This is a genomic window from Nocardia sp. NPDC056611 (genome assembly GCF_042792755.1).
Taxonomy (GTDB): Bacteria; Actinomycetota; Actinomycetes; order Mycobacteriales; family Mycobacteriaceae; genus Nocardia.
Window position 1 is genome coordinate 159122 of sequence record NZ_JBHTVV010000002.1, and the last position, 26114, is coordinate 185235.

Below are 26114 nucleotides of genomic sequence, written 5' to 3' on the forward strand. Positions count from 1 at the left end.
TAACTCATTTGTGGGGGGGGGTGTGTGGGGGGGGGGGGGGGCCGTTTATTTTTCCATCCGGTTTTTTTTTGGGTGTGGGGGACCCCACCATCCCCCCCCCCCCCCCACCACCCCCACGTGCGGCCGACCCCTCGACGGCCGCTGGAAAATGGTCAATGGGTTGCTGTGCGCTGGATTTCGCTCCGTAGTTCGGAGAGCAATGCACGAGCATCGGTGTCGTGTAAAGCCATTTCGGCCAGAGCCGCCCAGCGGCGGCGATGGGCGTCGACGAGTTCGGGGCCGCGCGTGACCATGCTTCCCGCGATCGGTTCCGAGGAGGCGAGGGCGTGGTCCTCGTTCTCGTAGATGACGAAACCGTGCGGGATCGTGGTGCTCGCCTCGATGTCCTGCGGAATCACCGCGATGGCGACCGTATCGAGGGTCTCGATCGAGATGATCCGGTCCAGCTGCGCGAGCAGCAGGCGATGGGGTCCGGGCCGAAAGCGCAGGGCCGCCTCGGTCATCAGGAATTCGAACCGCTTGGCGGGGTCGTACAGCACGCGCTGCCGATCCAGGCGCGCGGCGAGCGCGGCCGCCAGCGCGTCGGGCGCATAGGGCGGATCGAAGGTGGCGAATACCCGGCGGGCGTAGTCGGCGGTCTGGAGCAGACCCGGCACCAGCGCGGGCTGGAAGTTCCGCACCACCTGCGCATCCTGCTCGAGGGCTTGCACATCGTCCTGTAGATGCGGGCGGTGTGCCAGCGCACCGGCCCAGTCCTGCACCTCGGGTGAGTGCGCGGCCTCGGTGAGCGCGCGCAGCGACTGCCGGGAATCCGATTCCGCCCCAACCGCTTCGGCCCAGCCGAGCACCTGCGGTAGCGGGGGGACCACGGTCCCCGCCTCGATGCGGGACAAGGTCGACTGGCTGATTCCGACGCGCTTGGCCAACTCTCGCCCGGAGATTCCGGCCAGGTCTCGCAGCCGGCGCAACTCCGCGGCCAGCTGCTGGCGCGGGTTCGACTGGTGCGCAACGGAACTCGCGGCGCTGACTGCCGCCTCCGTCGCGCCCACTGCCGGCTGATTCGATGAAACCATGATGATTCAGATCGAATCAGTTCGATTCAGCCGAGTCAAGCCGGGCCGGTCGACTCGTGAATCAGCGCGCTCGACGGGAGCGGCGGCCGGGCGACGTTCAGTTCGTGGGCGTGGCGTAGCCGCGGACGGTCTCCTCCATCGAACGCCGCACGTCAGAACCATCGAATGGTTCTGTGCCGTCGAGGATTTCGTCCAGAATCGAGGCTCGATCCAGCGTCGCTGGAATGTGATGCGCGTCTCGTGCGCTCACCACGACCGCGAGCAGCACCGCGGCGTAAACGCGCGACCGCGGCACGATCAACCGCCACCCGCGCCGCTCCAGTTCCCGGATCCTGGCCTCCACGGTGTCCAGCACATCCTGAATCACCTGCAGCTCGATCTGTTCGGACTCATCGCATGGCATGGCGGCCACCCCATCCTGCCGCGCGGCCGTCGAGGAAGGTCAGCGCGAGCAGCGCCACGCCGAATCGCCATGCGCCGCACGAGCGCCTGCAGTGCGGCGTGGGCCGCCGCCGCCGACGACCGACGCCCCCGCCCTTCCGCCGCTCGGATTCGATGCGGTCGATGATGGACTGGACCGACCACGTGCTCACGGTGGACATCACGATCTCCTCCCTGCCGATGCTGTGCCACCAGTAGACCGCCGCCGGAGAATCGGTTGACGCAAAATCGGGTACCCGATCGAAAGTCGCCCGAAGGTCCACCGCTCTACCCGATAATGCTCTATGCAGCACCCGATTTCGTGACCCGTTCCACCCGGTTCGATGATGAGGGATGTCGGCATGGCCAGCGAAGATGACAAGTACGGGGCGGAAGCCGCTTCGGGCTCCACCTTGCCGCGACGGCAACTCGGTCGCTTTCTTCGGGAATGCCGGGATGCGAACGGGTTCACGATTGCCGCCGCAGCAAAGCTCGCGGATCTCTCCGCGTCCGCGCTGCAACGAATCGAGGCGGGCCAAACCCAGAAGGTGCGTAAGCAGGATGTGCGTGCGTTGTGCGAGGTCTACGGGGTCGGCCCGGCCGAACTGCGTGCCGCTATCGATCTCGCGACGATCGCGCGAACACAAAGCTGGTATCACGCGTACGGCGGCCTGTACTCGGAGGCATTCAACATGTACACCGGTCTCGAGGCTGCCGCGGATCGGCTGACCACCTACCACGAGCACATCCCCGGACTGCTGCAAACCGCTGACTATGCGCGGGCCGTGATCGGTGCTTATCCGGGGTTCGCCAACCGCAAGGACATCGATCGCAGGGTCGAGCATCGAATGAGGCGGCAGGTCATCGTCACTCGCAAGACCCGCCCCATCGCGCTGGAGGTGCTGCTGCACGAATCAGCGTTGCACCGACTGATCGGCAGCCGCCCGGTCATGGCAGCGCAACTGCGTCATCTGGCCGAGGTCTCGAAGTTGCCCAACGTGACAGTGCGAATCCACCCGTTCTCGGCCGGACTGACCTGGGGCATGCCGCGCGGCTCGTTCACCCTCCTCGAATTCGAGCCCGACGGCGATCGAATCGAACCGCCGATCGTGTACATCGAAGGCGGCCCCACCCAGGATGTCTATCTGGAGAAGCCGGACGAGGTTCGGCTCTACAGTGAGCTCGCGGCAGCCATTCGCAGTGCGGCACTGGACGATGGGCCGAGCCGCGAATTGGTTCGCCGAGTCATCAAGGAGTTCGAACATGAGCAGCACTGACCTATCCGGAGCTGCCTGGTTCAAGAGCAGTCACAGCGGGAGCCAGGGGGATTGCGTCGAGGTGGCCTGGCTCGGCGACGGTGGCATCGGGGTGCGTGATTCGAAGAACCCGGCCGGTGGCGCTTTGGTTCTGCTTCCAGCCCAATGGGATTCGTTCATCAGTGTGGTCGCAGCGGGTTCGTTCGACCGACGCTGAACTCGGTGTGCCCGGAAGGATTCGAACCTTCGACCTCCTGCTTCGTAGGCAGACTCGGCCGCCCAGTGCGGGTTACTGGCCGTATGGCTGTGTCTGGTTCGGGAACGTTTCGGTACGTCAGTGTCAGGGTTCGTCCGCAGTGGTTGTGACAACTCGGTGACAGCGAGCCGACTTCTGGGCCTGACGGTTTTTGAGCTGGTGCTTCTCGACGTTTGCTCGGATTGGCTGTCGTTGGTGAGGGTCGGTGTCATCGGCTGACCAGAGGACTTGCCCATTGGCCGCATTGGCGGGGACGGAGTGCATCCGGTGTTGCTGCGGACCTCCTGCGGATCGTTGTACGATCCACGGAACCTTCTGGGCCAACGTTCGCGGGAGTGCGGTTTGCAGGTCTTGTTGGCAATCCTCAGTCCAGTCTCGGCCATCGTCGGGGTTGGGATCGGCGGTCTGATCACTTCTCGCATACAGGTCCGGACGCACCGCCTCACAGCTTCGGAAAAGCGGCTTGCGGATCGACGTGATGCGTGCGTCGAGCTTCTCGCGGCCGTCCGGACATTTCGAAGGTTCGTTATGTACTCGGACCTACGGTTCCAGGTGATCAGCGAAACGGACGAGGCCAAGGGCACCGTGATCGCCGAGGGGCGAGCCGAATATGACGCTCGACTGGACGACGCCATCAGCCGGGTGATGATCGTTGCAGATTCGGATCGGATTGTTCAGGCTGCCCTCAAACTGGCAAAGGATCTGAACGACCTCATCCTGATCAGAGCGCAGCGCGGGCCGGGGCGCATACCCAATGAGGACGTACACCGTCTGCGTGCTGCTGAGCAGGACTTCGCCAACGTGGTCAGACTCGAACTTGCTCACGCTTCACTACGTTGACTGAACGTCGTAGTGCAGCTCGAACTGCCTGCTGGGCGTTTCGGTTCGTTGGTTGAGGTCGAGCTTTGCGTGGTTGCCTGCACCTTGGCGGTTGGCTTCGTTGGTGGGTAATGGCCAAGGTGAGTTGCACTGCGGACGTGCTGCGGACGGGGCAGAGAGTCAGTCGTTCGACATGGTGCGGCGCCGGAGATAGATCAGTCTTCGCAGAATCAGGGGTCCGACAAGGATCACTGCGATGACGCCATACCTGAGTGCCATCTGGAGGTGGTGCGGGAGAAAGGTCGCCCACTCGCCAGCGTGGACGCCGGCACTAATTGCGATGCCCAACCATCCTGGCAGCAGGAATGGCAGGCAACCAATGGACCGCTTTGGTGCATGGCAGTACGGACAGATGCGCCCAGCCCATGGAATCTTCATTCCGCAGGTCCCGCAGTTCAAGCTTCCCCCAGTTCGCAAGGCTAAGTAGCGTTGAGATCCTAAGGTGCACAGGCAGTTATGTCGAACTGGGCCACTACCCGGCTCCAGCTTCGCGCAGGATCTGGCGGGACATCACCAGACGCTGGATCTCTGGTTGGTGCAGCTGAGAACGCCGCGGTGGCCCCGCTCATTGCCGGGCGAGGCCGTCTCTTAGAGGTGGGCGGTAACACGCTGGTCGTAGAGGTTGAATGCCGCATTCGTCATGAGCATCGCCGCGCTGGCAGCCTCGCCGAAGGCACGACGGTCCGCAATCTGCCTTCGATAGTTGTGACCGTCCGGTCCAACGAACCCCTCTGCTGGCGGCCTGAGGAGATTCGGCCAACTCAGACCGTGCGCATGACCTGAGTGGATTCGCCACAGCATCTTGATTGCCCGCCGCTCATCGCCATCGTCCGGATCCAGATAGGCGGCAGCCGCCTCGATGATGCTCGTATCCGTAGGCTTGCCTTTGGAGTTGAGGACGAGCCCCAACCGGTCCAAAGCGACTTCCTTGAGCTCGTTCAACTCGGATTCGACGTGAGCCTTGGCCGCGACCGCTCCCGGCTCTGAGGGATCGCGCGGGCTCTCGGTCACAAGCAGGACGAGGTTCCGAACATCCTCAAAGTTTGCCCATAGAGCTCGCTCCTGCCGAGTCCGGCGTGACGAGGGGGCCAGAATCCATACAGTTCGAGACGCGGCGAAGAGCGAAGCCCGAGCGAGTGTAAATGGTGCGATGGGTCGATGACCGATGGCGTGCTGGCTGTCCACCATCAATCCCAAGTTGTCAGTCGCGGTCAGTAGACCCTGCCAGGCGATCTGGCTCACGGGCCGCTTTGAATGAATGCGGTCATCTCCGAGCATCGCGCTGGTCGGTGCTGACGGCTTCGGCTCTCCAAGCCATTCGTACCAAGTAGCGACGGCGGTCCGCACACGCTCGACACGGTCGGCCCACGCGGACTCAGACACGGAAGTGCTGTTCATGAGGATGGAACCCTAGCTCGACCGTCGTTCTATCGCACTGGAGTTTCACGCCCGCTCCAGACCGCGAGACTGCATTTCCCCTGCTTTCTCATACTGGCCGCCCTCAGCGGAAGGAGGTCGTGTCAAGGGCGCTCTTTCCCTTGACTCGGCCTCCTGGAGCGAGACAATCGGGCCATGAGGAAGGAGGGACACTCAACCGCAAGGCGATCCCACTTCGGGAAGCGCCTGCACCTGGATTCAGTGGGGCCTCCTCGACTGGGGCGTCTTCGGCTGAGTGGGGCTGTATTCACACAGTCCGGATTTGATCGTGGGGACTCCCTTCCCTATCCCGTCATCCCAGCCGATCACCTCGTGAAAACTCTTGGCCTGTATGGCTGTACAGGTTTCCGGCGGTGCGCTGGGCGGGCCGCAACACACCGCCGCGCCGGGTGGGCGGAGCCTGCGCAGCCCGCCCGTTGTGTGGGGCGGCGCGCCCTGCGCGCCGCTCTTGATCCTGTATGGCGGAATTCGGCAGTGGATGAGGAGGATTGAAGACGCCGGGGGAATCTGAGAGTCGAGCCCAGATGGGGCGTCTCGCGGCAGGAGCGATTCGGCTCGTGGAGCGGGGTGGCGGCGTGATGGGGTTCGTGGCTGGGCGATAGCCAGTCGAACGTGGGTGCAAATGAATTCTGTTGTGCTGCAACTAGATCGGCTCGTGATGTCGGTGTGTGGGTCTACCGTTGTTCCATTCGAGATCCCACGCAAACGAAGTCGTTGAACGCATTCTTGATCGATTCGAACAATCCAAGGGGGATGGCCGTGCTGGTCGTCAATGAGCGGGCTGATGCGCCCTATACCGAGAGAGCCGTGGCGGAGTGGCTACGGGCCTGCCGGGTTCCAGGTCTCGCTGTCGCGGGGGCGCACGTACCTGGTAGGCGGAGGAAGGATGCTGGACAGGAGGCGGATTTCATTGTGTTCACACCGAACTCGTGCGTCTGCATCGAGGTGAAGGGTACGTTCAGTCAGTTCGGCGGTGTCCTGTCCTGTCCGGTCAACGGGTCGTGGTCAATGCTCGGCTACGAGGGTGACCCTGTGCATGTACGCGGTGGCGACGTGAATCCGATCTATCAGGCGAAGTCGGCCATGTACGCCTTGAAGGCGTTGACCGAGAAGGCGACCGGAGCTGAACAGTTCGTCTCGGCGTTGGTGGTGATCGTTCCGAGGTCGGGAACGACTGTGACGCTGGACAAGCCAACGAAGCGGATGATGCCCAAGGGTGTCGATATTTTGCTCGGGGATCGGCCGAACGATCTGTTCACCTGGTTTCAGCGAGGTACCTTCCATCGGCAAGTTTGGACGGTCGATCGTGTTCGGGCGATGCTGGATCAGCTGGGAGTCAACGACTCCGGGGCGAGTGCCAGCGCGTTGGCGATGGAAGGATTTGGCGGGGGCGCTGAGAGTGCCGCTCCGCGTGAAGTCGTGTCGGACATGGGCTTTGTTGATCACTGGTCGGCACGTGGCATGGAAGCGGCCTCAACCGCGACGAGCGACACGACTCCCGATTTGCTGTTCGACCGCCAAACGTCCCGCGTTTCGTGGGGCACAACCGAGTCTCGTCGGCCTCGTCGGTCGGGTCGTCGCACGCGCCGCGGCGAACGTCGAGCGCTTGGATCGCTCTTGATCGCGGGTCTTGCCGCGGTGGTACTGGGCGGCGGTATCTGGCTGGTGGTTAGCGCTTCTCACTCACTGGCGGAGCACAACCGTGGTTCGCGCCCAGTGACCACTTCGGTTGATGCTCCGGCGGGTTTGCCGCCCGAGGCCGGCACCCCAGGGTCTGCGCAAGTGTCGCTGGTGCCGCAGCAGGGAACCCGGCCTGGGTGCTACCCATTCCAGCCCGATTGCTGAGGTTCGCTACTCGCTGAGCAGGCGGCGGGTAAACCCTGCCTCGACAAGGCGGGCGTATGCCTCACGAACGTCGGCCGGCACGTCCTGCTCGATGGCCCAACCCCTTTCGGGATAGATCCAGATTCGCTGAGTGTCGCCGACCAGCATGTTGATGACGCGGTCGACATCTCCGATGCTCACCACGTAGTCATCAAGCGCGAGTGGAAGTGATCCGCAGAAAACGCGGAGGGACGGACGATGGCACAGCTGCTCACCGAGAAGGAGGTCCGCCAGCGGATTCCGGTCGGCCACAGCAAGTACTACGAACTGATCATCTCGGGTGAGCTGCGGTCGGTGAAGATTGGTCGGCGCCGCTTCGTCACCGAGCAGGCGGTGGCGGACTATATCGCGCGATTGGATGGGGCCGCCGCATGAGTCGCCAGCAGCTGCCGCCGCAGATCACGAAGATGATGGTGACCGATCGGCGCACGAAGAAGGAGGTTGTGCGCTACGAGGTGGTGGCCGATGCAGGCCGTGATCCGGAGTCCGGGAAGCGTCACCAGATCCGTCGGCGATTCAAGACCGAGAAGGAGGCGCGGAACGCACTGGCCAAATTCCTCGACCAAGCCCCCTCGGGGACCTTTGTCCCGCGCAAGGACGTGACCGTGGCCGAGATCATCGACGACTGGCTGAAGAGTCTGCACTCGGTGCGGCGGGTCACCCTGGTTGGCTATGAGTACAACCTCGCACCGGTCAAGCAGCGGTACGGTTCGCTCCCGGTGCAGAAGCTCACCCGCAAGCATTTGGACGAGTTGGTGATGGTGCTGCGTGAGGGCGGCATGATGACCGAGAAGGGCCGGGTGCGTCGTCCGTGGGGTCCCCGCTCGCTGAACCGCACGGTGGACACCACCTCGACGGTTCTCGATTACGCGATGGATCGGAAGCTGTTGGCACGCAACGTCGCCGATCAGATCAAGGCCGCGCCGCAGCGTCGGAAGACACCGGATACCTACACGGCTGACGAGGTTCGCCAGGTGCTCGAAAGTCTGAACGGAGACCGCAATGAGCACCTGTGGCATCTGGCCCTGCATGGGTTGCGGCGCAGTGAGATCGGCGGATTGCGTTGGTGGAAAGTTGATTTCGAGTCCGGAACGCTGTCGATCGAGGGCGGTCGGGCGGCGGGGGACGGCGCGGTGTTCGAGGACGAACCCAAGACCGAGGCGTCGAGACGGACGTTGCCCGTGGATGACGACCTGGTGGAGGTGCTCAAGCGGGCGCAGAGTCGGCAGGTCGCCGAGAAGCTGGTGATCGGGGATGCGTACCGCAACGGTGGGTATGTGGCGTGCGATTAGGCGGGCAACCCGTATCACCCGCACACGTTGTCGCACCGCTGGATCAAGACGGCCAAAGCGGCTGAGGTTCGTCATATTCGGCTGCACGACTGCGGGCACGACCATGCACCTTCGGAAGGTCCCGATTGCCGTGATCGCCGTGTGGCTCGGGCATACCGATGCCAGCTTCACCCAGCGCACCTACGCCCATTCACAGGCTCACGCACTTGCCGACGCAGCGGCTGTGTTGGGGGCGGTTGTGACAACTCGTGACATTAAGGACGAATGATCCCCAACACGACCGAAGCTCTGACCACTGGACTGCTGGTCAGGGCTTCGTTTTGTGGTGTGCCCGGAAGGATTCGAACCTTCGACCTCCTGCTTCGTAGGCAGGCGCTCTCTCCGCTGAGCTACGGGCACTCGGCCCCGCGCGGATGTCTGCCGTTGACATCTACTCGCCGTTGAGGTGCGCGGGGCGTGAGAAGTGGGTTCCCTCGGTGAGATTCGAACTCACACTGGACGGCATCTGAGACCGTTGCCTCTCCCGTTGGGCTACGAGGGAATGGGCGTGGATGGCGAAAGGGCCGCTCCCCGCTGCGATGGTGCGGAGGCGGCCCCGGCGGCTCGTGGGTCGAGGCCGTTAGGAGTCGCTCCGGACGCCGAGGCGGACGCGCAGGCGGCGGGCGAGGTCGAAGGTGGTGCGGGGCTGGTTCAGCTCGGTCACGGGGGCCGCCTTTCCTGTCGTCGTGGTGTGTTGGAACCACGGTAGCAACGGGTTGCCCAGCGGTAAAACGAATTTCGGGACGGGGGAGGGCGCCGGGTCAGAGTGCGATCGGGCCGAGGTCGGCGGCGGTGCGGGCCAGGGCGTGCAGGGCCGGGTTGTCGGTGCTGGAGCGCCAGGTGAGGGCGAAATGCAGGGGTGGGGCGTCCGGCATGGGGAGGAAGACGATGCCGGGTGGATTGTTGTAGCGGGCGGCGATTTCGCCGAGCGGGTGGACGCAGCGGCCGGAGGCCACCTGGGTGAGGATCTCGTGGAAGGTTCGGGCCACGGGGCCACGGGGAATGCGTCGGCCCGACGGGGTGTGGGCCGGGGTCATGGCGGCGGCCCAGTAGTCGGGGGCGTCGGGGCCGTAGTCGAGCACCTGGTTGTCGGCGAGGTCTTCGAGGGAGGCGGCGCCACGTTCGACGAGGGGGTGGTGGTCCGGGACGGCCAGGACTCGGCCGCTGGTGAGGACAGTCGGTCCGACGCTGAAGTCGGGCTCGGAGACCGGTAGCCACAGGACGGCCGCATCGTGCTCGCCCGCTCGCAGCGCCGGGAACGCGTCACTGGCGTTGATCTCGCCGAACTGGATGTCGCAGCCGGGATACCGGGTCCGGAAAGCGTCTACGAGGCCGCGCAATTCGTGACCGGCATGGCCGAAGACGCCCAGCCGCACGGTCTTTCCCGCACCGATCCCGGCGGCCTCGGCGCGGGCGAGCGCCTGCTGGAGCAGGCCGTGCACCTGCTGGAGGTCATCGCGCAACCGCCGCCCGACCGGCGTCAACCGGACTCGGCGGCTGGTGCGGTCGAACAGCGCGGTGCCGATGCGGCGCTCCTGCTTGGCGATGGCCTGGCTGACCCGCGCCTGGGAGACGTGGAGTCGTTCCGCGGTACGCCCGAAGTGCAATTCCTCGGCGAGGGTCAGGAAGATCTCGATGTCCCGCAACTCCATTGATAACCCCACACTTATCGATCGGTCCACGAACCTTACCTTGTTCCCCCGCTGACCTGCCGCGATGCTGAGTTCATCACCGAAACCGGTTACCCACCCGGAGCCGAAACCGCCTGGAGTGAAGGACATCTCATGAACATCGCACTGTGGATCACGGCCGGACTGCTCGCGGCGGTCGCGCTGGTCGCCGGACTCAACAAGGCCCTCCTGCCGATGGCGAAACTGGCGGCCGCCCCGGGCGGCGGCTGGGTCACCGACCTGGGCGCGGGATTCGTCCGCACGCTCGGCGGCCTGGAGATCCTCGCCGCGGCCGGGCTCATCCTGCCCGCTGTGCTGGGCGTCGCGCCGGTGCTGGTCCCGGTCACCGCCGTCGCCTGGATCGCGCTGATGGCCGGGGCGATGTACACCCACGGCCGACGCGGCGACTACACGCTCGTGGCGGTGAACCTGGTGTACGTCGCCATTGCCGTGTTCATCGCCGTGGGCCGCTTCGGCCACTGGTCGTTCGCCTGACCACCTGTCCTGCCGACGCGACGCCCGGACCCGCCCTACCTCACCACGCGATCCGCCCGGTTATCGTTGATTGGTCAGGAATGGGAGAATTGCGGACGTGAGCGTCGCCATCATGAAGTACAGAATTCAGCACGGGGTGCCGGCGGGTGTCGTGGCACCCGTCGGAGGATAGTTCGATGTCGGACCAGGAAGTGCCGGGGCGGGGATCTCTGCCGGGGCCCGGCGCGAACCGGTTCGATGCCGTGGAACGGCTGCGCGCGAAGCTGGAAGCCATGCGGGCAGGCGAGGCTTCCACGCCCGAAAAAGACGATTCGAATCTCACCCGGCTGCCGCGTCGCCCGCGGCGCACCACCGATCCGGCCCCCGGCCCGCCGTCCATGCCCTGGAATCCGGCGGGCGGCTCCGCCTACGATCCCGCGCCGACCCGGCCGGTGACCCGCGCGGAACTGCAAGGGGAGACCGGCTGGCTGCCGATCGACCCGGGCCGCGCACAGTACCCCGCGCCCGCTCCCGAGGCGGGCCGCGGCGACGGCAGCGTGATCGACTTCAATGCGGCGCGCCGGCGCCGAACCGGTGACGACGCCCCGGCCACCGGCATCCGGCCCATCGCCAAACCGCGCCGCATCGGATCCGGCGACGGGCCCGAAACCAAGGGCGATCGCGGCTAGATCCGCTTGAAGACCCAGCGGGCCCGCGGCTCGTCGCTGACGTGACCGAGCAGCGCGATCGGCACCGCCGACGCGGTATCGCCGTAGAGGGTCAGACTGGGGTCCGACGCCAGGCTGACACGATGATTGCCCGCGGTCTCGCTCACGTACCACAGGCCCGTGTCGGCGACCCCGCAGACGGCCTGCCCCACGGAATAGGTGACCGGATCGAGCTTGACCGGTTGCAGGCACAACCGGGTCGAAGAATTGAGCAGCTGGTAGAGCGGACCCGCGGGCTTGTAGGTGATCAACACCGTCTCCCAGCGATTCACGTCCGCGCCGTCGTCGACGATCGCCTTCGCGCCGGTGGGGGCCGTCACGGCCGGGCGCAGCGTGTAGGCCGGTTGGGCCTCCAGGAAGATGCGATACCGGCCCGGGCGTAGTGGCTCGCCGGAGGCGGGGGTGATCGTGACTGCGGCGAGAATCAGGTGAATCACGATCACGAGAACGACGCGGGCGGACATGACGCTGCTCGTCCTTTCCAGGAGGTGCGCAGACGGATTCACGCTGCGCAGGGGTGAATTCGAACGCTCGGCGGCCCGGACACGAACACGGTTCGCCACGCTTCCTATTCGAGGCCGATACCCGTCCGGCGTGCCCGATTTGCCCCGTCACGGCTGGAATTTCCGGAAGGCCGGGTGTTGTAGGTTCGACTGCGTGACTCGCGGCGAAGGAGTATCGAACCCATGACGACTGCTCGCAACGAGCGGGTCCGCGCCGACCAGACCGGCGAGACCATGCAGTTCGTCGCCGACCTGCGCGATATCGCCACGGCCGATCCAGGATCGCGGCAGGTCACCGACCCCGAGGTGGCGGCCGCACTGATCGGGCAGGAGGTGCGGGATCGGCTGCGGGCCGTCCTCGACGCCGCGACCGCCGACCCGGTGGTGCTGCTGTCGGGTGGAGTCGACTCGATCCTGGTCACCGCGGCCGCCGTCGCGGCCGGTGTGCGCCCGCACGCGATAACCATTGTCTCCGAGGGCGGTACGGACCGGGAGAACGCGGAAGCCGCGGCGCGGGCCCTCGGCCTCACTCATGACATCGTCGAGATCGATGAGCGAGCCATCGTCGACTTGGCCGCGCACGCGATCGAACGCCTCGGCGTGCCGGAGCTGTGGGAGGTCACCTACGCCGTCCCGCTGCTCGCCGCGCTGCCCGCCCTGGACCGCCTCGGCGCGGTCGGCCCGATCCTCACCGGCAGCGGCGCCGACGCGATCGTCGCGGGCGGCAAACAACTGCGGAACCCGATCGGCTCGCCCGAGGCCGTCGAGGAACTCGACCGCACCATCCGCAAGGAATCGGCGAACAACTTCGTCCACGCCCGCCTGGTGCCGGACTTCTATCCGCGGATCATGGGCGAGTACGCCGACCGGTTCGTGCACGTCTTCCAAACCGTCCGCATGTGGGAGGTCGCCGAGACCTTCGCCCCGACAGCGCTTTTCGGCGAACATGACGGAGAACCTGCCGACAAGTTGTGCCTGCGCCTGGCCTGCGAGGCCCTGCTGCCCGAATCGGCGCGGGGACTCGCCTGGGCGAAGAAGGCGGCGATCCAGCGTTCGGCGGGCATCATGGGCGCACTGGCCACCGCCGCCCGGAGGCGGGCTACGGCTATGCCCGGCGCGACCGCCTACGGCGACCCGATGACCGAGCCGTACGAATCGGTCGCCACCCGGCTGTTCCTGGCTCTGCTCAGTACGGATCGAGCAGGGCTCAGTACGGATCGAGAAGGAAAGGGCGTCCGATGACAACCAGCGGAACCTCGGGGGCGGGGATCCCCGACATCGTCGGCGCCGCCGGCCTCACCGACGACGACCTCGCCGATCTCTACGCCTACCCCGACACCTCCGAGCCCCGCGTCCGCGCGAACTTCGTGGCCTCCGTGGACGGCGCGATCAGCACGAACGGTTCCTCCAGCGGCCTGACCAGCCCGTTGGATCAGCGTGTCCTGAAACTGCTGCGCAGCCTCGCGGATGTCGTCCTGGTCGGGGCCGCCACCATCCGGGTCGAGGACTACCGGGGCATCCGGATCCCCGAATCCGGTCAGCAGCGCCGCAAAACCCAGGGCCTGGAACCGGTTCCGCCGCTCGCGGTGGTCAGCGGCCGCGCCGACATCGATCCGGGATCCCGGCTGTTCACCGACACGATCGTCCCGCCGATCATCCTGACCACCGCCGCCGCACCGGCCGCCGCCAAACGCGACCTGGCCGCCGCGGGCGCACAGGTCGTCGAGCTGGGCCCGGATCGCGTCGAGACCGCCGCCATCATGGACACCCTCGTCGGCCTGGGCATGCGCCGCATCCTGTGCGAGGGCGGCCCGAGCCTCGCGGGCCAGCTGGCGGCCGATGACGTGCTCGACGAACTCTGCGTCACCACCGCACCCACCGTGGTCTGCGGCGATGCCCGCCGCATCACCCACACCGAGCGTCCGGCGCGGCTGCGGATGGACTGCAAGCACATCATCTTCGATACCGATGGTTTCCAGCTCGCCCGCTGGGCGCGGAAGTCATAGCGCGGGCGCCTCGAATCCGGCGTGGCTCCGGTTCGGCTCCGGCGCACGATGATTCGCGTGATCGGGTGCTGATTGTCTTTGTCGTGCCACGAAATACTCAGTGGCCCACTATATTCGGGCTGAGGCTCCCGCGCCTCGCGGGAAGTTGATCGAATCGGCGACACCCACAACCGTGTGGGGCCACTGGCCAGGGCGTGTGGTACGGCTCACACGTCCGTTTCGGGGCGTGTCGCTGCCGGTACTGTCCTATTTCGTCAAACATGCTGAGCGATCACCATGGGCGATTACCCCCGAGCGGGCCCCGAACCGACGCAGACCGGTCCGGGGCTCGATCGGTCGTGCCAGTCGAATGTGATGTGAAATCTGGTGTGGCGCAGCATGATTGCGCCCGCTGTCCGGATTGTGTGGTTATCGTGGACTGATGGTTGCGGGGGCTAAAGAGTTTGTCGTCAGGGCGCGGAACCCGCGCGCCGAGCCCGAAGTGACCGACCGGATGCTGATCATCGGCCTGCTGCTCGCGGCGGCCGCGGTGGTGTGGCACATCTACGCGCTGCCGATCGGCGATCCCTACTACGGACTGTTCAGCAATGGCGTCGATCTGGACGTCTACCGGGCGGGCGGTGCGGTGATCCGCGCGCGGTCGGGCCTGTACGACGGTCCGGTGGTGTTCGGCATGGAGTTCACCTACACCCCGTTCGCGGCCCTGGCCTTCGTGCCGCTCACGCTGTTCTCCCTCGTCACGGTCAAAGCCCTGTGGTGGACGGCCACCCTCGCGGCGCTCGTCGGCCTCGCCGGGGGCTGCCTGATCGCCCTCGGATACCGGAACGTGTTGCGCACGTGGATGTTCGCGCTCCCGCTCGCGGTGGTGTGCACCGTGCTGGAGCCGGTGCGCACGACCATCTGGCTGGGCCAGATCAACATCTTCCTGGCGCTGCTGGTCGTCTGGGACCTCACGAGACCGCGCGCGGCATCGCTGCGCGGCGCGGGCGTCGGGCTCGCGGCCGGAATCAAACTGACGCCGATCTTCTTCCTGCTGTACCTCGCCTGCACCCGCCAATGGCGGTCCCTGGGCGTCGCGTCGGGAGCGTTCGCCGCGACCGTCGCGATCGGCTTCCTGCTACGCCCGCAGGAGGCCTGGTCCTACTGGAGCCGTCAGATCGCCGCCCCCGAACGCGTCGGCGCGGTCGATTCCCCGGCCAACCAGTCCGTGAACGGTTTCCTCGCGCAGCTGCTGCGCTTCTTCGACATCGAGCGCTACACGTCGAACCCGTTCGGCATGACGGTGTTCGAGCCACCGGCCTGGCTCTGGGTGCTCGTGGTTCTGCCGGTCGCGGTCCTCGGCCTGCTCGCCGCCGTCCTGGCCCGTCGGGCGAACCGCGAGCTACTGGCCGTCACCGTGACGGGTATGACCGCCGCCTGCGTCTCCCCGTTCTCCTGGGGACACCACTGGGTGTGGTTCATGCCCTTGGCGATTCTCGCCTGGCATTACGCGCGCACGGCCACCGTCCGCTGGGCGATGCTGGCCCCCGCGAGCGTCGTCCTCATTGGATTCTGCTGGTGGTGGACGTTCTCTGACCGTCCGCCCATGGAGGGCTCCCCGCATCCGATCGGCATCGGGCTGTTCATGCTGCCCCGCGCAGACCGATCGGTGTGGTGGGCTTACCTCACCGTGCCGACCTACGCGGGCTGCTATCCGCTGCTGATGATCGCGACCAGCGCCGTGATCATCTGGCGCAGTGCGTGGTTCAGGGAGCGAACGCGCCCATGGTCGGCAACCATTCGGTGATCCGCTTGTCCTCGAGCAGGCCCTCACGATTGAACGGGTCGTCCTCGAACAGCTTGGTGACCGCGGCCAGATCCTCGGCCGAGGCCAGGATGAGCGCCCCGGACCCGTCCGCGTAAGGCCCGCTGGTGAGCACGGTGCCCTCGTCGACGAGCGCGTTCAGCCAGGCCCGGTGCTCGGGACGGTGGATGTCGCGGGCCGGGACGGTGGCCTCGGAGTAGACGTAGTGGATGGCGAAGACGGCCATGGGCACGCTCCTGATCGAAATCGGTGACGGATACGGAGGAGTCAGAGCGTCAACAGCATTCGGGTATTCCCGAGCGTGTTCGGCTTGACGTAGGACAGGTCCAGGAATTCGGCGACACCGGTGTCGTAGGACCGGCACATCTCGGCGTACACCTCCGCCGTCACCGGCGTGCCCTCGATCTCCGCGAACCCGTGCCGGGCGAAGAACTCCACCTCGAAGGTGAGCACGAACAGCCGCCGCAACTCCAGCTCGCGCGCGACCGCGATGAGCTGCTCCACGATCAGCCGCCCCGCGCCGGTGCCCTTGATATCGGGGTGCACCGCGACCGTGCGCACCTCGCCGAGGTCGGCCCACAACACGTGCAGCGCCCCGCAGCCGAGGATCACCCCGTCGCGTTCGGCGACCCAGAACTCCTGCACCGCCTCGTAGAGAGTGACCAGGTTCTTCTCGAGCAGAATGCGGCCGGCGTAGATGTCGATGAGGTGTTTGATCTCGGGCACGTCAGAGGTTCGCGCTCGGCGGACGACCGGCGCTCCCGCCGCCTGCCCGCCGATCGAACCGCTGTCTGGTGCCCGTGTTGTCATGGGGTGCACAGTAGTCGGCCCGCGTACCGATAGGCTTGTCGGTGTGTCGCACATCCAGCTCCCCCGCATCCCGGCCTGGTCCGGAAACCGTGGCCGGTCCCGCGGCCGGTGGGGGCGCTGGTGACGGTGCAGCGTGACGAGATCGAGGGGCGCTGGGCCGACCCCCGTCCCGCGGTGAGTCCGGGCTTCGCGCCCGCCACCCGCCCGCAGGCCGACCGCTCGGACGCCATGGCCGCGCACCGGTCGGAGACGCTGGTCGAGCCGAAGCCGGTGCCGTTGCTCAACATCGCCAACGTGCTCACGATCCTGCGCATTCTCATCGTGCCGCTGTTCCTGATGGCGTTGTTCGCCCGCGGCGGACACGACCCCCAGTGGCGCTGGGCCGCGGCGGCCGCGTTCGGCGTCGCCGCCATCACCGATCGCATCGACGGGCAACTGGCCCGCAAATACGGTCTGGTCACCGACTTCGGCAAGCTGGCCGACCCGATCGCGGACAAGGCGCTGATCGGCGCCGCGCTGATCGGGCTGTCCATGCTGCACGACCTGCCCTGGTGGATCACGCTGGTGATCGTGGCCCGTGAGCTGGGCGTCACGTTGCTGCGGCTGGCCGTGGTCCGGCGCGGGGTGATTCCCGCGGGCCGGGGCGGCAAGCTCAAGACCCTGGTCCAGTCGGTCGCGATCGGCGTGCTGCTGCTGCCGCTCTCGGGCGCCTTCGCCACCGCCGGAATGGACTTGATGTACGTGGCCGTGCTACTGACGGTGGTCACCGGTCTCGATTACGTCGTGCAAGCGGCCAGGCTGTGGTTCGGGTCGCCGGGCGGCAGTCGTGCCGCGTGAGGTCCGGCCGGACATCGACGGCCTGCTGTCGCGCGTAGCGACCGCCGGTCCCATCCCGCCCGATCCCCTGGTCACCTCCGCGCCCGCCGCCGACCTGGTGGCCGCGCTGCTCGCCGCCGATCAGACGGTGGCCACCGCGGAATCGCTGACCGCCGGACTGCTCAGCGCCGCCATCGCGGGAATTCCCGGCGCGAGCGCGGTGTTGCGGGGTGGGCTGATCGTCTACGCCACCGACCTCAAAGCGTCGCTCGCCGGTGTGAGTGCCGACACGCTGACCTCCGATGGTCCGGTGGCCGCGAGCACCGCCGAGCAACTCGCCGTCGGCGCACGTGAGCGGTGCGGAGCGGACTGGGGAATCGGACTCACTGGAGTCGCCGGACCCGAACCACAGGACGGCCGACCGGTTGGCACGGTATTTGTTGGTATAGCGGGTCCGGAGTCCACCGAGGTGCTTCGGTTGAAGTTGCCGGGAGACCGGTGGACGATCAGGGTGGGCGCGGTACGCGCCGCGGTCACCGAACTCGTCCGCTTGGTTCGGGGCGAGTGACGACACCGGGAACGCGCGGCCGACGCCGGACGTTGTCCAGTCAAACGCTGGGTCCGGCGAGACGAGTGTGAGGAGAACGAGATGACGCTGCTGCGAGAAGCCATCGGGGAAAGCCTGCGGCGCGCTCGGGTCGCCCAGAGCCGGACGCTGCGTGAGGTCTCCACCTCCGCGCGAGTGAGCCTGGGGTACCTGTCCGAGGTCGAACGGGGTCGCAAGGAGGCGTCGAGCGAGCTGCTCGCCGCCATCTGCCAGGCCCTGGACGTCCCGCTGGCGCAGGTGCTGTTCGATGTGAGCTCAACCATGGCCGACGCCGACAAGGCCGCCGCGAAGGTGCCCGTCCGGGGTGGCGACGGTGACGTGGCGATGGCCGCGGATGGAACTTTCGGCCCCCGCATCGTGATTCCGGCGCCCAAGTCGGATCGTCTGGTGCTGGTGGCCGCCAAGTGATCGCTGTACTGAGGGGCCGAAAGGGATAAATTCTCTGTAGGCTTCGTCCCGGAGAGGTCGTGCTGTTGCCGAAATCTCCGGAACGACCGTTGCACAGTGGAGATATGGGACAACAGGGGTGCGCGACGGTCGCGCACTACTGTCGCGCTACGGGGCGCGGCACGTCATATGGAGGCGGGATCAATCGATGGCTAATCCGTTCGTGAAGGCCTGGAAGTACCTGATGGCCCTCTTCGACTCGAAGATCGAAGAGCATGCGGATCCGAAGGTTCAGATCCAGCAGGCCATCGAGGAAGCCCAGCGCCAGCATCAGGCCCTGTCGCAGCAGGCCGCGTCGGTGATCGGCAACCAGCGCCAGCTGGAGATGAAGCTCAATCGTCAGCTGGACGAGGTCGAGAAGCTCAATGCCAATGCGCGCCAGGCGGTTATGCTCGCCGACCAGGCCACCGGCGCGGGCGACACCGAGAAGGCGATCCAGTACACCAATGCCGCAGAGGCTTTCGCCGCGCAGCTGGTGACGGCCGAGCAGTCGGTCGAGGACCTGAAGGTGCTGCACGACCAGTCGCTGCAGGCCGCCGCCCAGGCCAAGAAGGCCGTCGAGCAGAACGCCATGCTGCTGCAGCAGAAGGTCGCCGAGCGCACCAAGCTGCTGTCCCAGCTGGAGCAGGCCAAGATGCAGGAGCAGGTCTCGGCCTCGCTGCAGCAGATGGACTCCACGCTGTCGGCCCCCGGCACCACCCCGAGCCTGGACGCGGTGCGCGAGAAGATCGAGCGTCGTTACGCCAACGCCCTGGGTTCGGCCGAGCTGGCCCAGAACTCGGTGCAGGGCCGCATGATGGAGGTCCAGCAGGCCTCGATCCAGATGGCCGGCCACAGCCGCCTCGAGCAGATCCGCGCCTCCATGCGCGGCGACGCCCTGCCGTCGGGCGGCGCCCAGCAGCAGATCCCGCAGGGCCAGCCCGCCCAGCCGGCCGCGCAGCCGTTCAACAAGGGCCAGGCCGCCCAGCAGTAACTGCTGCGCGGAAAGTAGTACACGATGGGGAGATCGCGGGCCGACCAGAGTCCCGCGACCTCCCCTGCCCGTTTTCTCCGCCGAACCCGGACGAAAACCCCCGATCCCATCCCGGGCTTCCCGTCACCGTTCGGTGCGCCCGCGAACTCCCAGCCGCCCGCGCAGCCCGAAACCTCCGGGCCCGGAACGGCTTCTGCGCCCTCTCCGGCCGGTTTCCCGGCGCCGGAACCCGATCCGGCCGGTCAGGCCGCTGCCGCTTCAGCGGGCGCGCCCTTCGATGACCGCTCCACTGCCCGAGCCGCCACCGCGCCCGCGCAATCCGATCCCTCGCCGTCGACGACGACGCCCCCGCCGCGCGCGCCCCGGTCCGCGCCTCACGCCGTGCCGCAGACGCCGCCGTCGGCCGCACCGACAGGGTGGCGCAGCCGCAAGCGTCTGATCGGACGCGACGTGCGGCCTGCCTCCTCGAACTCGGAATCGCAGCCATCGGGTGCGGTACCGCCCGGAGCCACCGGGCAATTCAGCGCGCACATCGATGCGGCGGCGCCGCGCACCCCGTCGACGGAACCCGGTGTCGGGCGTCCCGCGTTCGCAGCGGCTCCGACCCCCGTGGACGGAGCATTCAGCCAGGCACCAGGATTCGCGGATCGGCCGGTCAACGGGCGTGGAGCGGGCTCCGGTTCTGTGCCGCCGGGGCCCGAGGTTCGAGCGTCCGGTCGGCGTGCGAAGAAGCGGGCGCGGCGGGAGCGGGCCACCGAGGCGGTGCGGGAGGTGTTGGCGCCCACCGGGTTCGAGCCCGAGGAGTTGGCGCAGCGGCTGCCGGACACGCTGCGGGGTGTGGGGGAGCAGGCGTTGGTGGCCGTGCGGAAGTGGGCCGATCCGCGGGAGCGGGAGCTGCGGAAGCGGCGGCGGGCCCGGCGGCGGAGTTTCCGGCTCGGGACGGCCACGGGGCTGACGACGGCCGGAACCGTTGGGCTGGTGTTGATCTCGGCTCCGGCGTGGGCGGTGGTCGTGGTCGGTGGCGGTGCGGTCGCGCTGGTCACCGGAACCGCGGTGACGGCGCGACGGTATCTGGATATGCGGCGGGAACCGTTGCCGCAGGCGGCCTTCGTGCCGCGTAAGCTGCCGCCGATTCGGTCGGCGGCGCGGGCTTCGATCGCGCGGTTGGTGCGGGCGGAGCGGGCATTGCACGGGTTGCACGCGCAGATCGCGCGATCGGGGCGGCTGCCCGCCGAGGATCTGGACGACACGCTGGAGACGGCGGCGTCGGGTGCCGCCGCACTGCACGCCCTCGCGCAGGATGTGGTCGCGATGGAGCAGGCCGCCGGTGCGCTGGGATCGAATTCGCCGCTGGGCGAGCATGTTCGGGCCGTGTCCGTGCGACTCGACGGCGGCGTGGTCGAATTCGAGGGCATGGTCGAGGCCGCCGCCAGGGTGCTGGCGGTGCCCGAAAGCGCCGCGGTGGCCGATGATCTCGGCTGGGCCATGGTCGGATTGCGCGATGCCGCCGATCGGCTCGACGGCTGGGCGCAGGCGCTCACCGAGCTGGCCGATCAGCGGTTCCGCGCCAATCCCTGACCTCACCCCGAAAACCCCGGCGGCTTCGGAAGCACACTCGGTGCCTCGGGAAGCCCCAGATCACGCGGCCTGCGACAGTTCCGCTCCCACGAGCGTGGCGAGTACTCGTCGGGCATTACGGATCTTCGGGCGGGGGTGCTCTGGCCGGTTACTCGGTGCACGTCATCGCACGGAATCATGACGCGGTCCTGCCGCAGGTAGACGGCCGATAGCCCGGATCCAGGCGTGTCCCGTGCACGCCGGAAGTCTCGGGGTGAACCCTGATTTCCTCCCCGATATCGCTGCTGACCTGGTGATTTTCTCGGTTGCCCGACGCAGTATGGATGGTGTCGGATCGCGCGGACGGCGGTTCGGAAACTAGGAGGCAAGGAATGTTCTGGAAGATTCTCGGCGTCGTCGTCCTCGTCTGGATCGCTTTCATGATTCTCGGCGCGCTGATCAAGAGCCTGTTCCCCATCCTGATGGTGAGCGCGGTCATCTTCGGCCTGTACCTGCTGTACAAGGCGGTGTCGGGGTCGAAGGACAAGTCGCCGTTGAGCAAGTTCTGACCGTACGGCCCGCGACGGACCGTCTACCCGGGGAGACCCGGGCGGGCGGTCCGTTCTCCGTATGATCGCCGTATGGCTACTGCTGTCGTTGCCACCGCCTACGGTGGACCGGAAGTCTTGTCGCTCATCGACGTCGACGTGCCCGAACCGGGGCCGGGCGACGTCACCATCGCGGTGCGTGCCGCCGGGGTGAATCCCTTCGACTACAAGCTCTACAGCGGTGCGTTCGGCACCGATCCGAGCAAGCTGCCGATCCGGCTGGGGCTCGAGGTGGCCGGGGTGGTCACCGCCGTCGGCCCCGACGCGGTGGGCCCGGCCGGGCCGATCGCGGTCGGTGACGAGGTCATCGCGACGGTGGGCGGCGGATACGCCACCACCGTCACCGCGAACGCCTCCCGCGTCGTGCCCAAGCCCGCCGACGTGGACTGGAAGCAGGCCGCGGGCGTGCTCAGTGTCGGCGGCACCGCGGTGCATCTGCTCGCGGCCACCGCCGTCGGACCCGGCGACACCGTGCTCGTGCACGGCGCGGCGGGCAGTGTCGGCGCCCTGGCCGCCCAGTTGGCGGTCGCGCGGGGCGCGCGGGTGATCGGCACCGCCTCGCCGAGTCGTCATGAGCGGCTGCGGGCCTACGGCGTCGAGCCCGTCGCCTACGGTCCCGGCCTCGCCGATCGGGTGAAGGCGTTGGCCCCCAACGGAATCGATGCCGCCATCGACACGGCCGGCACCGACGAGGCCGTGGACGTCTCCCTCGAACTGGTCGCCGACCGTGGCCGGATCGCGAGCATCGTGGCCTTCGGCCGTGCCGCCGCGGACGGTTTCAAGGTGCTCGGTCAGGGCCCCGGCGCCGACCCGGGCACCGAGATCCGCGCCAACGCCTGGCGGGAACTGCTGCCGCTGCTGTCGGCGGGCAAGCTGGATCTGGCCATCGCGAAGACGTTCCCGCTGGCGGAAGTGGCTGCGGCGCATACGTTCGTGATGGACGGCCACGCTGGTGGAAAGGTCATTCTACTGCCCTGACCGGCCCCGCCTGTTTTGGCGAATCGTCCCCTGCACGCACCGCACACGGCATATGTTGTTGCCCACAACATATGCCGTGTGTGCGGTCGCAACCCAGTGACCGCCGCGTGCAGCGTCATGGAAAAGAAGGTCACCCTGATGAGGACGAAAAGCGCGCTCCCGCCGAAGAAGTCCGGACGTCGACGGGGTCTCGCCGCCGCCGCACTGGCCCTGTCCGGCCTGCTCACCCTCACCGCCTGCGGATCCAATTCCAGTACCGACACCTCCACGTCGAACGCTCCCGCCGGTGGCGGGGGAAACGGGACGGTCGGTGTCATCCTCCCCGAGACGGCCACCTCGGCCCGCTGGGAATCCTTCGACAAGCCCCTGCTGCGAAGCGCCTTGAACCAGGCCGGTTTCGACGCAGACGTGCAGAACGCGCAGGGCGACGTCCAGAAGTTCACCACCCTCGCCGACGGCATGATCGCCAAGGGCGTGAAGGTCCTGGTGATCGCCGCCATCAACAGCGAGGTCGGCAGTGCCGTCGCGGCCAAGGCCAAGAAGGCCGGCATCCCGACCATCGACTACGACCGCCTCAACCTCGGCGGATCCTCCGACTACTACGTGTCCTTCGACAATGTGAAGGTCGGTGAGCTGCAGGGCCAGGGAATGGCGACCGCGCTGAAGGACAAGCCGGGCGCGCAGGTCGTCGAAATCGAGGGCGCGCCGACCGACAACAACGCCACCCTCTTCCATCAGGGTCAGCAGAAAGCCCTGCAGCCCCTCTATGATTCGGGCGCGCTGAAGCTGGTGCGCAGCCAGCCCATTGACGACTGGAACAACCAGAAGGGCGGCACCACCTTCGAACAGATCCTCACCGGCAACGGCGGCAAGGTCGACGGCGTGGTCGCCGCCAACGACGGCCTGGCGGGCGCGGTGATCACCGTGCTGAAGAAGAACGGCCTCAATGGCAAGGTGCCGGTGACCGGTCAGGACGCCACCGTCGACGGGCTCAAGGCGGTGCTGCGCGGGGACCAGTACATGACCGTGTTCAAGCCCATCAAGGAGGAGGCGGAGAACGCGGCGAAACTCGCCGTCGCGCTCGCCAAGGGCGACAAGGCGGCCGCGGACGCGCTGGCGCAGGCCGTGAGCCAGGACCCCAAGGGCAAGCGGGACGTGAAATCCATACTGCTGCAACCGCAACCGATCACCAAGACCGAGGTCAAGCAGGTGGTGGACTCCGGCTTCGTGAAGGCCGGCGACGTCTGCTCCGGCGACGTGAAGTCCGCCTGCTCCGCGCTCGGTATCGCCTGAGGATTGCCGCGCATGAGCGGTCAAGCGCGGAGGCGGCAGCGCAGCGTAGCCACGCAGCGCTCCGGTCATGCGCGAAAGGACACAGCATGAATGAGCCGCTGCTCCGGATCACCGGCCTGAACAAGAGTTTCGGACCGGTGCACGTGCTGCACGACGTGGACCTCACCGTGCCGGCGGGCGAGGTCACCGCACTCGTCGGTGACAATGGCGCGGGCAAATCCACGCTGGTGAAATGTGTCGCCGGAATCCACGCCGCCGATTCGGGCGAGGTGCGATTCCGGGGCGAACCCGTTCACCTGCGTGGCGCCAAGGACGCGGCGGCGCTCGGCATCGAGGTCGTCTACCAGGACCTGGCCCTGGCCGACAACCTCGACATCGTGGCCAATATGTTCCTCGGCCGGGAGCGCGGCAAGCCGTGGCTGCTGGACGAGGCGAGCATGGAGGAGGCGGCGCGGCGCACCCTGGCCTCGTTGGGGGTGCGCACCGTGAAGTCGGTGCGCACCCCGGTCGCGGCACTCTCCGGCGGGCAACGCCAGACCGTGGCGATCGCCAAAGCCGTGCTGTGGAACAGCAATCTGGTGCTGCTCGACGAACCCACCGCGGCGCTCGGCGTCGCGCAGACGCGACAGGTGCTGGATCTGGTGCGGCGGCTGGCCGAACAGGGGCTCGGCGTGGTGTTGATCAGCCACAACCTGGCCGACGTGTTCGAGGTCGCGGATCGGATCGCGGTGCTGTACCTGGGGCGGATGGCCGCGCAGGTGCGGACCGCCGATGTCACCACCGGGCAGGTGGTGGAGTTGATCACCGCCGGGCGCTCGGGGGATCTGGGGTTGGCGCGGCCGGAAGCGGTGGCGATGTGAGCGAGGAATCCGCCGGTATGACCAATGTTTCGGAAGCGACGGCCGAATCGGGTACCGCCGTCACCGACTTCGGAATCGACACCACGACACTGTCCGTGCGAGAAGCCATCGGCGACTACGTGGCTCGGCTGCGTGGCGGCGAGATCGGTTCGCTGCCCGCGATTCTCGGCCTGGTGGCCTTGATCGTGTTCTTCTCGGCGCTGTCGGACGTGTTCTTCTCCCTCAACAACATCGCCAACCTGCTGGCGCAGGGCGCGGGGCAGACCATCATCGCCATCGGGATCGTGTTCGTGCTGCTGATCGGCGAGATCGATCTGTCGGCGGGCACGGCCTCCGGGGTGGCGGGTGCGGTGCTGGCCATGCACTACGTGGAGAACGGGAACCTGTTGACCGGCATGGGGTCGACGGTGTTCTTCGTGTTCAACGCCATGCTGGCGCTGGCGGCGATCCTGGCGGGGCTGCTGCGGATCTGGCCGGGCGTGGCGTTCTCGCTGCTCGGCATTCTGCTGACGGTGCTGGGCCTGTCCGCGAATCCGTGGGTGGAGATGCTGCTCGCGGTGTGCGTGGGCGCGGCCATCGGGTCCATCACCGGGTTCCTGATCGCCAAGATCGGGATGCCGTCGTTCGTGGTGACCCTGGCGCTGTTCCTGGCGTGGCAGGGCGTGATTCTCCAGCTCATCGGCGAAGGCGGGGTGCTGGGGATCAGTTCCTCGCATGTGCTCGACGCGGTGGCGAACGGGAATCTGTCGACGGCGGGCAGCTGGGTGCTGTGCGTGGTGGCGGCGGGCGGGTACGCCGTGGTCACGCTCGGCGGGCACGTGCTGCGCCGGCGGCGCGGGCTGGTGACGCGGCCGACGGCGCTGGTGGTGGTGAAGGTCGCGGCGCTCGTGATCTTCGCGGTGGTCGTGACGGCGCTGCTCACGGTCAACCGGTCGCCGAGCTCGCTCATCGTCATTTCCGGTGTGCCGTACGTGGTTCCGATCGTGCTGGTGCTGCTGGTCGCCGGAACCTACGTGCTGACGCGGACCACCTACGGCCGTCATATCTACGCGGTCGGCGGCAATGTCGAGGCGGCGCGGCGCGCGGGCATCAATGTGACCCAGTTGCGGGCCAGCGTTTTCGTCATCAGTTCCGCGTGCGCGGCGGTCGGGGCGATCGTCTACTCCTCGAAGGTCGGTTCGGTGGATCCGCAAGCCGGCGGGCTCAATACGCTGCTGTTCGCCGTCGGTGCGGCCGTGATCGGCGGGACTTCGCTGTTCGGTGGGCGCGGGCGGGTCGCCGACGCCGTGATCGGCGGCGCGGTGCTCGCGGTGGTGTCGAACGGGCTGGGCCTGCTGCGGCAACCGGCGGCGGTGGTGTCCATCGTGACCGGGCTGGTGCTGTTGCTGGCCGCCACCGTGGACGCGCTGTCGAGACGCCGCGTGGCGATGTCCGGCCGGTGAGC

Annotated in this window: 30 protein-coding genes and 3 tRNA genes; 21 read left to right on the forward strand and 12 right to left on the reverse strand. The window is 67.2% G+C overall.

The genetic code is table 11. From position 1 onward, the window contains the following. Window positions 1-152 precede the first annotated feature (152 nt). From ACFRAQ_RS09080 to ACFRAQ_RS09090, 3 genes are all read right to left on the reverse strand, one after another. Window positions 153-1049, reverse strand: a complete 897-nt coding sequence (locus ACFRAQ_RS09080; RefSeq protein WP_379096408.1) for a helix-turn-helix domain-containing protein — start codon at window positions 1047-1049, stop codon at window positions 153-155. A 121-nt stretch (window positions 1050-1170) separates the two neighbouring features. Further along, complete coding sequence (locus ACFRAQ_RS09085) at window positions 1171-1476, reverse strand: hypothetical protein (protein ID WP_379096411.1); 306 nt, start codon at window positions 1474-1476, stop codon at window positions 1171-1173. Further along, complete coding sequence (locus tag ACFRAQ_RS09090; RefSeq protein ID WP_379096414.1) at window positions 1463-1675, reverse strand: hypothetical protein; 213 nt, start codon at window positions 1673-1675, stop codon at window positions 1463-1465. The genes ACFRAQ_RS09085 and ACFRAQ_RS09090 overlap by 14 nt, the downstream gene beginning before the upstream one ends. 180 nt (window positions 1676-1855) lie before the next feature. Here ACFRAQ_RS09090 and ACFRAQ_RS09095 point away from each other — a divergent pair, with 180 nt between their 5' ends. Then, the gene (locus ACFRAQ_RS09095) at window positions 1856-2770 is read left to right on the forward strand and encodes a helix-turn-helix domain-containing protein (RefSeq protein WP_379096417.1); all 915 of its coding nucleotides are present in this window, start codon (window positions 1856-1858) and stop codon (window positions 2768-2770) included. Continuing rightward, window positions 2757-2966 carry a DUF397 domain-containing protein gene (locus tag ACFRAQ_RS09100; RefSeq protein WP_379096419.1) on the forward strand — a complete coding sequence of 70 codons (210 nt, stop codon included), beginning with the start codon at window positions 2757-2759 and terminating at the stop codon, window positions 2964-2966. The genes ACFRAQ_RS09095 and ACFRAQ_RS09100 overlap by 14 nt, the downstream gene beginning before the upstream one ends. 9 nt (window positions 2967-2975) lie before the next feature. Here the strand turns inward: ACFRAQ_RS09100 and ACFRAQ_RS09105 are convergent. Next, window positions 2976-3042 (reverse strand) — tRNA-Arg (locus ACFRAQ_RS09105). Between the two features lie 515 nt (window positions 3043-3557). Here ACFRAQ_RS09105 and ACFRAQ_RS09110 point away from each other — a divergent pair. After that, window positions 3558-3845 (forward strand): hypothetical protein, encoded by a 288-nt coding sequence (locus ACFRAQ_RS09110; protein WP_379096422.1) that lies wholly within the window; start codon window positions 3558-3560, stop codon window positions 3843-3845. Window positions 3846-4472: 627 nt separating this feature from the next. Here the strand turns inward: ACFRAQ_RS09110 and ACFRAQ_RS09115 are convergent. After that, window positions 4473-5126 carry a hypothetical protein gene (locus ACFRAQ_RS09115; RefSeq protein WP_379096424.1) on the reverse strand — a complete coding sequence of 218 codons (654 nt, stop codon included), beginning with the start codon at window positions 5124-5126 and terminating at the stop codon, window positions 4473-4475. A gap of 948 nt (window positions 5127-6074) precedes the next feature. Between ACFRAQ_RS09115 and ACFRAQ_RS09120 the strand changes: the two genes are divergently transcribed. Continuing rightward, window positions 6075-7166, forward strand: a complete 1092-nt coding sequence (locus ACFRAQ_RS09120) for a nuclease-related domain-containing protein (protein ID WP_379096427.1) — start codon at window positions 6075-6077, stop codon at window positions 7164-7166. A gap of 6 nt (window positions 7167-7172) precedes the next feature. Here ACFRAQ_RS09120 and ACFRAQ_RS09125 read toward each other — a convergent pair whose 3' ends face one another. Beyond that, window positions 7173-7346: a hypothetical protein gene (locus ACFRAQ_RS09125; RefSeq protein ID WP_379096435.1), complete on the reverse strand. Its 174-nt coding sequence runs from the start codon at window positions 7344-7346 to the stop codon at window positions 7173-7175. Between the two features lie 57 nt (window positions 7347-7403). Between ACFRAQ_RS09125 and ACFRAQ_RS09130 the strand changes: the two genes are divergently transcribed. Beyond that, window positions 7404-7580 carry a helix-turn-helix domain-containing protein gene (locus ACFRAQ_RS09130; protein ID WP_379096437.1) on the forward strand — a complete coding sequence of 59 codons (177 nt, stop codon included), beginning with the start codon at window positions 7404-7406 and terminating at the stop codon, window positions 7578-7580. Next, window positions 7577-8497, forward strand: a complete 921-nt coding sequence (locus ACFRAQ_RS09135) for an Arm DNA-binding domain-containing protein (protein ID WP_379096440.1) — start codon at window positions 7577-7579, stop codon at window positions 8495-8497. The genes ACFRAQ_RS09130 and ACFRAQ_RS09135 overlap by 4 nt, the downstream gene beginning before the upstream one ends. 323 nt (window positions 8498-8820) lie before the next feature. Here ACFRAQ_RS09135 and ACFRAQ_RS09140 read toward each other — a convergent pair. The 3 genes from ACFRAQ_RS09140 to ACFRAQ_RS09150 form a co-directional block, all read right to left on the reverse strand. Then, window positions 8821-8896, reverse strand: a tRNA-Arg gene (locus tag ACFRAQ_RS09140). Window positions 8897-8965: 69 nt separating this feature from the next. After that, window positions 8966-9038: transfer RNA gene (locus tag ACFRAQ_RS09145), tRNA-Leu, on the reverse strand. Window positions 9039-9297: 259 nt separating this feature from the next. Then, the gene (locus ACFRAQ_RS09150) at window positions 9298-10188 is read right to left on the reverse strand and encodes a LysR family transcriptional regulator (protein WP_379096443.1); all 891 of its coding nucleotides are present in this window, start codon (window positions 10186-10188) and stop codon (window positions 9298-9300) included. A 132-nt stretch (window positions 10189-10320) separates the two neighbouring features. Here ACFRAQ_RS09150 and ACFRAQ_RS09155 point away from each other — a divergent pair, with 132 nt between their 5' ends. Continuing rightward, window positions 10321-10701, forward strand: coding sequence for a DoxX family protein (locus ACFRAQ_RS09155; RefSeq protein ID WP_379096446.1), 381 nt, complete (start codon window positions 10321-10323; stop codon window positions 10699-10701). 176 nt (window positions 10702-10877) lie between these two features. Continuing rightward, on the forward strand, window positions 10878-11369 hold the full coding sequence (locus tag ACFRAQ_RS09160) for a hypothetical protein (RefSeq protein ID WP_379096449.1): 492 nt from the start codon (window positions 10878-10880) through the stop codon (window positions 11367-11369). Here ACFRAQ_RS09160 and ACFRAQ_RS09165 read toward each other — a convergent pair. After that, on the reverse strand, window positions 11366-11872 hold the full coding sequence (locus ACFRAQ_RS09165; protein ID WP_379096452.1) for a hypothetical protein: 507 nt from the start codon (window positions 11870-11872) through the stop codon (window positions 11366-11368). The two genes, ACFRAQ_RS09160 and ACFRAQ_RS09165, sit on opposite strands and share 4 nt — an antisense overlap. Window positions 11873-12094: 222 nt before the next feature. Here ACFRAQ_RS09165 and ACFRAQ_RS09170 point away from each other — a divergent pair, with 222 nt between their 5' ends. The 3 genes from ACFRAQ_RS09170 (at window position 12095) to ACFRAQ_RS09180 (ending at window position 15703) form a co-directional block, all read left to right on the forward strand. Next, window positions 12095-13153: an asparagine synthase-related protein gene (locus ACFRAQ_RS09170; protein WP_379096454.1), complete on the forward strand. Its 1059-nt coding sequence runs from the start codon at window positions 12095-12097 to the stop codon at window positions 13151-13153. Further along, window positions 13150-13917 carry a pyrimidine reductase family protein gene (locus ACFRAQ_RS09175; RefSeq protein WP_379096457.1) on the forward strand — a complete coding sequence of 256 codons (768 nt, stop codon included), beginning with the start codon at window positions 13150-13152 and terminating at the stop codon, window positions 13915-13917. Before ACFRAQ_RS09170 ends, ACFRAQ_RS09175 begins: the two co-directional genes overlap by 4 nt. A gap of 481 nt (window positions 13918-14398) precedes the next feature. Continuing rightward, complete coding sequence (locus ACFRAQ_RS09180) at window positions 14399-15703, forward strand: glycosyltransferase 87 family protein (protein WP_379096460.1); 1305 nt, start codon at window positions 14399-14401, stop codon at window positions 15701-15703. On the opposite strand, the gene ACFRAQ_RS09185 is transcribed toward ACFRAQ_RS09180, so the two are convergent. Together ACFRAQ_RS09185 and ACFRAQ_RS09190 are read right to left on the reverse strand one after the other, a co-directional pair. After that, the gene (locus tag ACFRAQ_RS09185; RefSeq protein WP_379096463.1) at window positions 15663-15947 is read right to left on the reverse strand and encodes a YciI family protein; all 285 of its coding nucleotides are present in this window, start codon (window positions 15945-15947) and stop codon (window positions 15663-15665) included. The genes ACFRAQ_RS09180 and ACFRAQ_RS09185 overlap by 41 nt on opposite strands. 41 nt (window positions 15948-15988) lie before the next feature. Continuing rightward, window positions 15989-16531, reverse strand: coding sequence for an amino-acid N-acetyltransferase (locus ACFRAQ_RS09190; RefSeq protein WP_357096706.1), 543 nt, complete (start codon window positions 16529-16531; stop codon window positions 15989-15991). A gap of 228 nt (window positions 16532-16759) precedes the next feature. Between ACFRAQ_RS09190 and pgsA the strand changes: the two genes are divergently transcribed. The 10 genes from pgsA (at window position 16760) to ACFRAQ_RS09240 (ending at window position 26112) form a co-directional block, all read left to right on the forward strand. After that, entirely contained in the window at window positions 16760-17368 is a 609-nt protein-coding gene (gene pgsA / locus ACFRAQ_RS09195) for a CDP-diacylglycerol--glycerol-3-phosphate 3-phosphatidyltransferase (protein WP_379100160.1), read from the forward strand. Window positions 17369-17420: 52 nt separating this feature from the next. Next, window positions 17421-17915, forward strand: coding sequence for a CinA family protein (locus tag ACFRAQ_RS09200; RefSeq protein WP_379100162.1), 495 nt, complete (start codon window positions 17421-17423; stop codon window positions 17913-17915). Between the two features lie 81 nt (window positions 17916-17996). Continuing rightward, the gene (locus ACFRAQ_RS09205; protein WP_213556733.1) at window positions 17997-18362 is read left to right on the forward strand and encodes a helix-turn-helix domain-containing protein; all 366 of its coding nucleotides are present in this window, start codon (window positions 17997-17999) and stop codon (window positions 18360-18362) included. A gap of 187 nt (window positions 18363-18549) precedes the next feature. After that, window positions 18550-19374, forward strand: coding sequence for a phage shock protein PspA (gene pspA / locus ACFRAQ_RS09210; protein ID WP_357096702.1), 825 nt, complete (start codon window positions 18550-18552; stop codon window positions 19372-19374). A gap of 771 nt (window positions 19375-20145) precedes the next feature. Beyond that, window positions 20146-20952 carry a hypothetical protein gene (locus ACFRAQ_RS09215; RefSeq protein WP_379096468.1) on the forward strand — a complete coding sequence of 269 codons (807 nt, stop codon included), beginning with the start codon at window positions 20146-20148 and terminating at the stop codon, window positions 20950-20952. Window positions 20953-21323: 371 nt separating this feature from the next. After that, complete coding sequence (locus ACFRAQ_RS09220) at window positions 21324-21500, forward strand: hypothetical protein (protein WP_357096697.1); 177 nt, start codon at window positions 21324-21326, stop codon at window positions 21498-21500. A 72-nt stretch (window positions 21501-21572) separates the two neighbouring features. After that, window positions 21573-22517, forward strand: coding sequence for an NADP-dependent oxidoreductase (locus ACFRAQ_RS09225; RefSeq protein ID WP_379096471.1), 945 nt, complete (start codon window positions 21573-21575; stop codon window positions 22515-22517). 138 nt (window positions 22518-22655) lie between these two features. Further along, entirely contained in the window at window positions 22656-23810 is a 1155-nt protein-coding gene (locus tag ACFRAQ_RS09230; protein ID WP_379096474.1) for a sugar ABC transporter substrate-binding protein, read from the forward strand. An 86-nt stretch (window positions 23811-23896) separates the two neighbouring features. Next, on the forward strand, window positions 23897-24670 hold the full coding sequence (locus ACFRAQ_RS09235) for an ATP-binding cassette domain-containing protein (RefSeq protein ID WP_379096476.1): 774 nt from the start codon (window positions 23897-23899) through the stop codon (window positions 24668-24670). 17 nt (window positions 24671-24687) lie between these two features. Continuing rightward, window positions 24688-26112 (forward strand): sugar ABC transporter permease, encoded by a 1425-nt coding sequence (locus ACFRAQ_RS09240; RefSeq protein ID WP_379096478.1) that lies wholly within the window; start codon window positions 24688-24690, stop codon window positions 26110-26112. Window positions 26113-26114 lie beyond the last annotated feature (2 nt).

What these genes read in the sequence shown, in the direction of transcription:
- ACFRAQ_RS09085 (WP_379096411.1), bottom strand. Translation starts at nt 1,476, where the DNA reads ATGCCATGCGATGAGTCCGAACAGATCGAGCTGCAGGTGATTCAGGAT.
- ACFRAQ_RS09090 (WP_379096414.1), bottom strand. Translation starts at nt 1,675, where the DNA reads ATGTCCACCGTGAGCACGTGGTCGGTCCAGTCCATCATCGACCGCATC.
- ACFRAQ_RS09095 (WP_379096417.1), top strand. Translation starts at nt 1,856, where the DNA reads ATGGCCAGCGAAGATGACAAGTACGGGGCGGAAGCCGCTTCGGGCTCC.
- ACFRAQ_RS09100 (WP_379096419.1), top strand. Translation starts at nt 2,757, where the DNA reads ATGAGCAGCACTGACCTATCCGGAGCTGCCTGGTTCAAGAGCAGTCAC.
- ACFRAQ_RS09120 (WP_379096427.1), top strand. Translation starts at nt 6,075, where the DNA reads ATGGCCGTGCTGGTCGTCAATGAGCGGGCTGATGCGCCCTATACCGAG.
- ACFRAQ_RS09130 (WP_379096437.1), top strand. Translation starts at nt 7,404, where the DNA reads ATGGCACAGCTGCTCACCGAGAAGGAGGTCCGCCAGCGGATTCCGGTC.
- ACFRAQ_RS09135 (WP_379096440.1), top strand. Translation starts at nt 7,577, where the DNA reads ATGAGTCGCCAGCAGCTGCCGCCGCAGATCACGAAGATGATGGTGACC.
- ACFRAQ_RS09150 (WP_379096443.1), bottom strand. Translation starts at nt 10,188, where the DNA reads ATGGAGTTGCGGGACATCGAGATCTTCCTGACCCTCGCCGAGGAATTG.
- ACFRAQ_RS09155 (WP_379096446.1), top strand. Translation starts at nt 10,321, where the DNA reads ATGAACATCGCACTGTGGATCACGGCCGGACTGCTCGCGGCGGTCGCG.
- ACFRAQ_RS09160 (WP_379096449.1), top strand. Translation starts at nt 10,878, where the DNA reads ATGTCGGACCAGGAAGTGCCGGGGCGGGGATCTCTGCCGGGGCCCGGC.
- ACFRAQ_RS09165 (WP_379096452.1), bottom strand. Translation starts at nt 11,872, where the DNA reads ATGTCCGCCCGCGTCGTTCTCGTGATCGTGATTCACCTGATTCTCGCC.
- ACFRAQ_RS09170 (WP_379096454.1), top strand. Translation starts at nt 12,095, where the DNA reads ATGACGACTGCTCGCAACGAGCGGGTCCGCGCCGACCAGACCGGCGAG.
- ACFRAQ_RS09175 (WP_379096457.1), top strand. Translation starts at nt 13,150, where the DNA reads ATGACAACCAGCGGAACCTCGGGGGCGGGGATCCCCGACATCGTCGGC.
- ACFRAQ_RS09185 (WP_379096463.1), bottom strand. Translation starts at nt 15,947, where the DNA reads ATGGCCGTCTTCGCCATCCACTACGTCTACTCCGAGGCCACCGTCCCG.
- ACFRAQ_RS09190 (WP_357096706.1), bottom strand. Translation starts at nt 16,531, where the DNA reads ATGACAACACGGGCACCAGACAGCGGTTCGATCGGCGGGCAGGCGGCG.
- pgsA (WP_379100160.1), top strand. Translation starts at nt 16,760, where the DNA reads ATGGCCGCGCACCGGTCGGAGACGCTGGTCGAGCCGAAGCCGGTGCCG.
- ACFRAQ_RS09205 (WP_213556733.1), top strand. Translation starts at nt 17,997, where the DNA reads ATGACGCTGCTGCGAGAAGCCATCGGGGAAAGCCTGCGGCGCGCTCGG.
- pspA (WP_357096702.1), top strand. Translation starts at nt 18,550, where the DNA reads ATGGCTAATCCGTTCGTGAAGGCCTGGAAGTACCTGATGGCCCTCTTC.
- ACFRAQ_RS09220 (WP_357096697.1), top strand. Translation starts at nt 21,324, where the DNA reads ATGTTCTGGAAGATTCTCGGCGTCGTCGTCCTCGTCTGGATCGCTTTC.
- ACFRAQ_RS09225 (WP_379096471.1), top strand. Translation starts at nt 21,573, where the DNA reads ATGGCTACTGCTGTCGTTGCCACCGCCTACGGTGGACCGGAAGTCTTG.
- ACFRAQ_RS09230 (WP_379096474.1), top strand. Translation starts at nt 22,656, where the DNA reads ATGAGGACGAAAAGCGCGCTCCCGCCGAAGAAGTCCGGACGTCGACGG.
- ACFRAQ_RS09235 (WP_379096476.1), top strand. Translation starts at nt 23,897, where the DNA reads ATGAATGAGCCGCTGCTCCGGATCACCGGCCTGAACAAGAGTTTCGGA.
- ACFRAQ_RS09240 (WP_379096478.1), top strand. Translation starts at nt 24,688, where the DNA reads ATGACCAATGTTTCGGAAGCGACGGCCGAATCGGGTACCGCCGTCACC.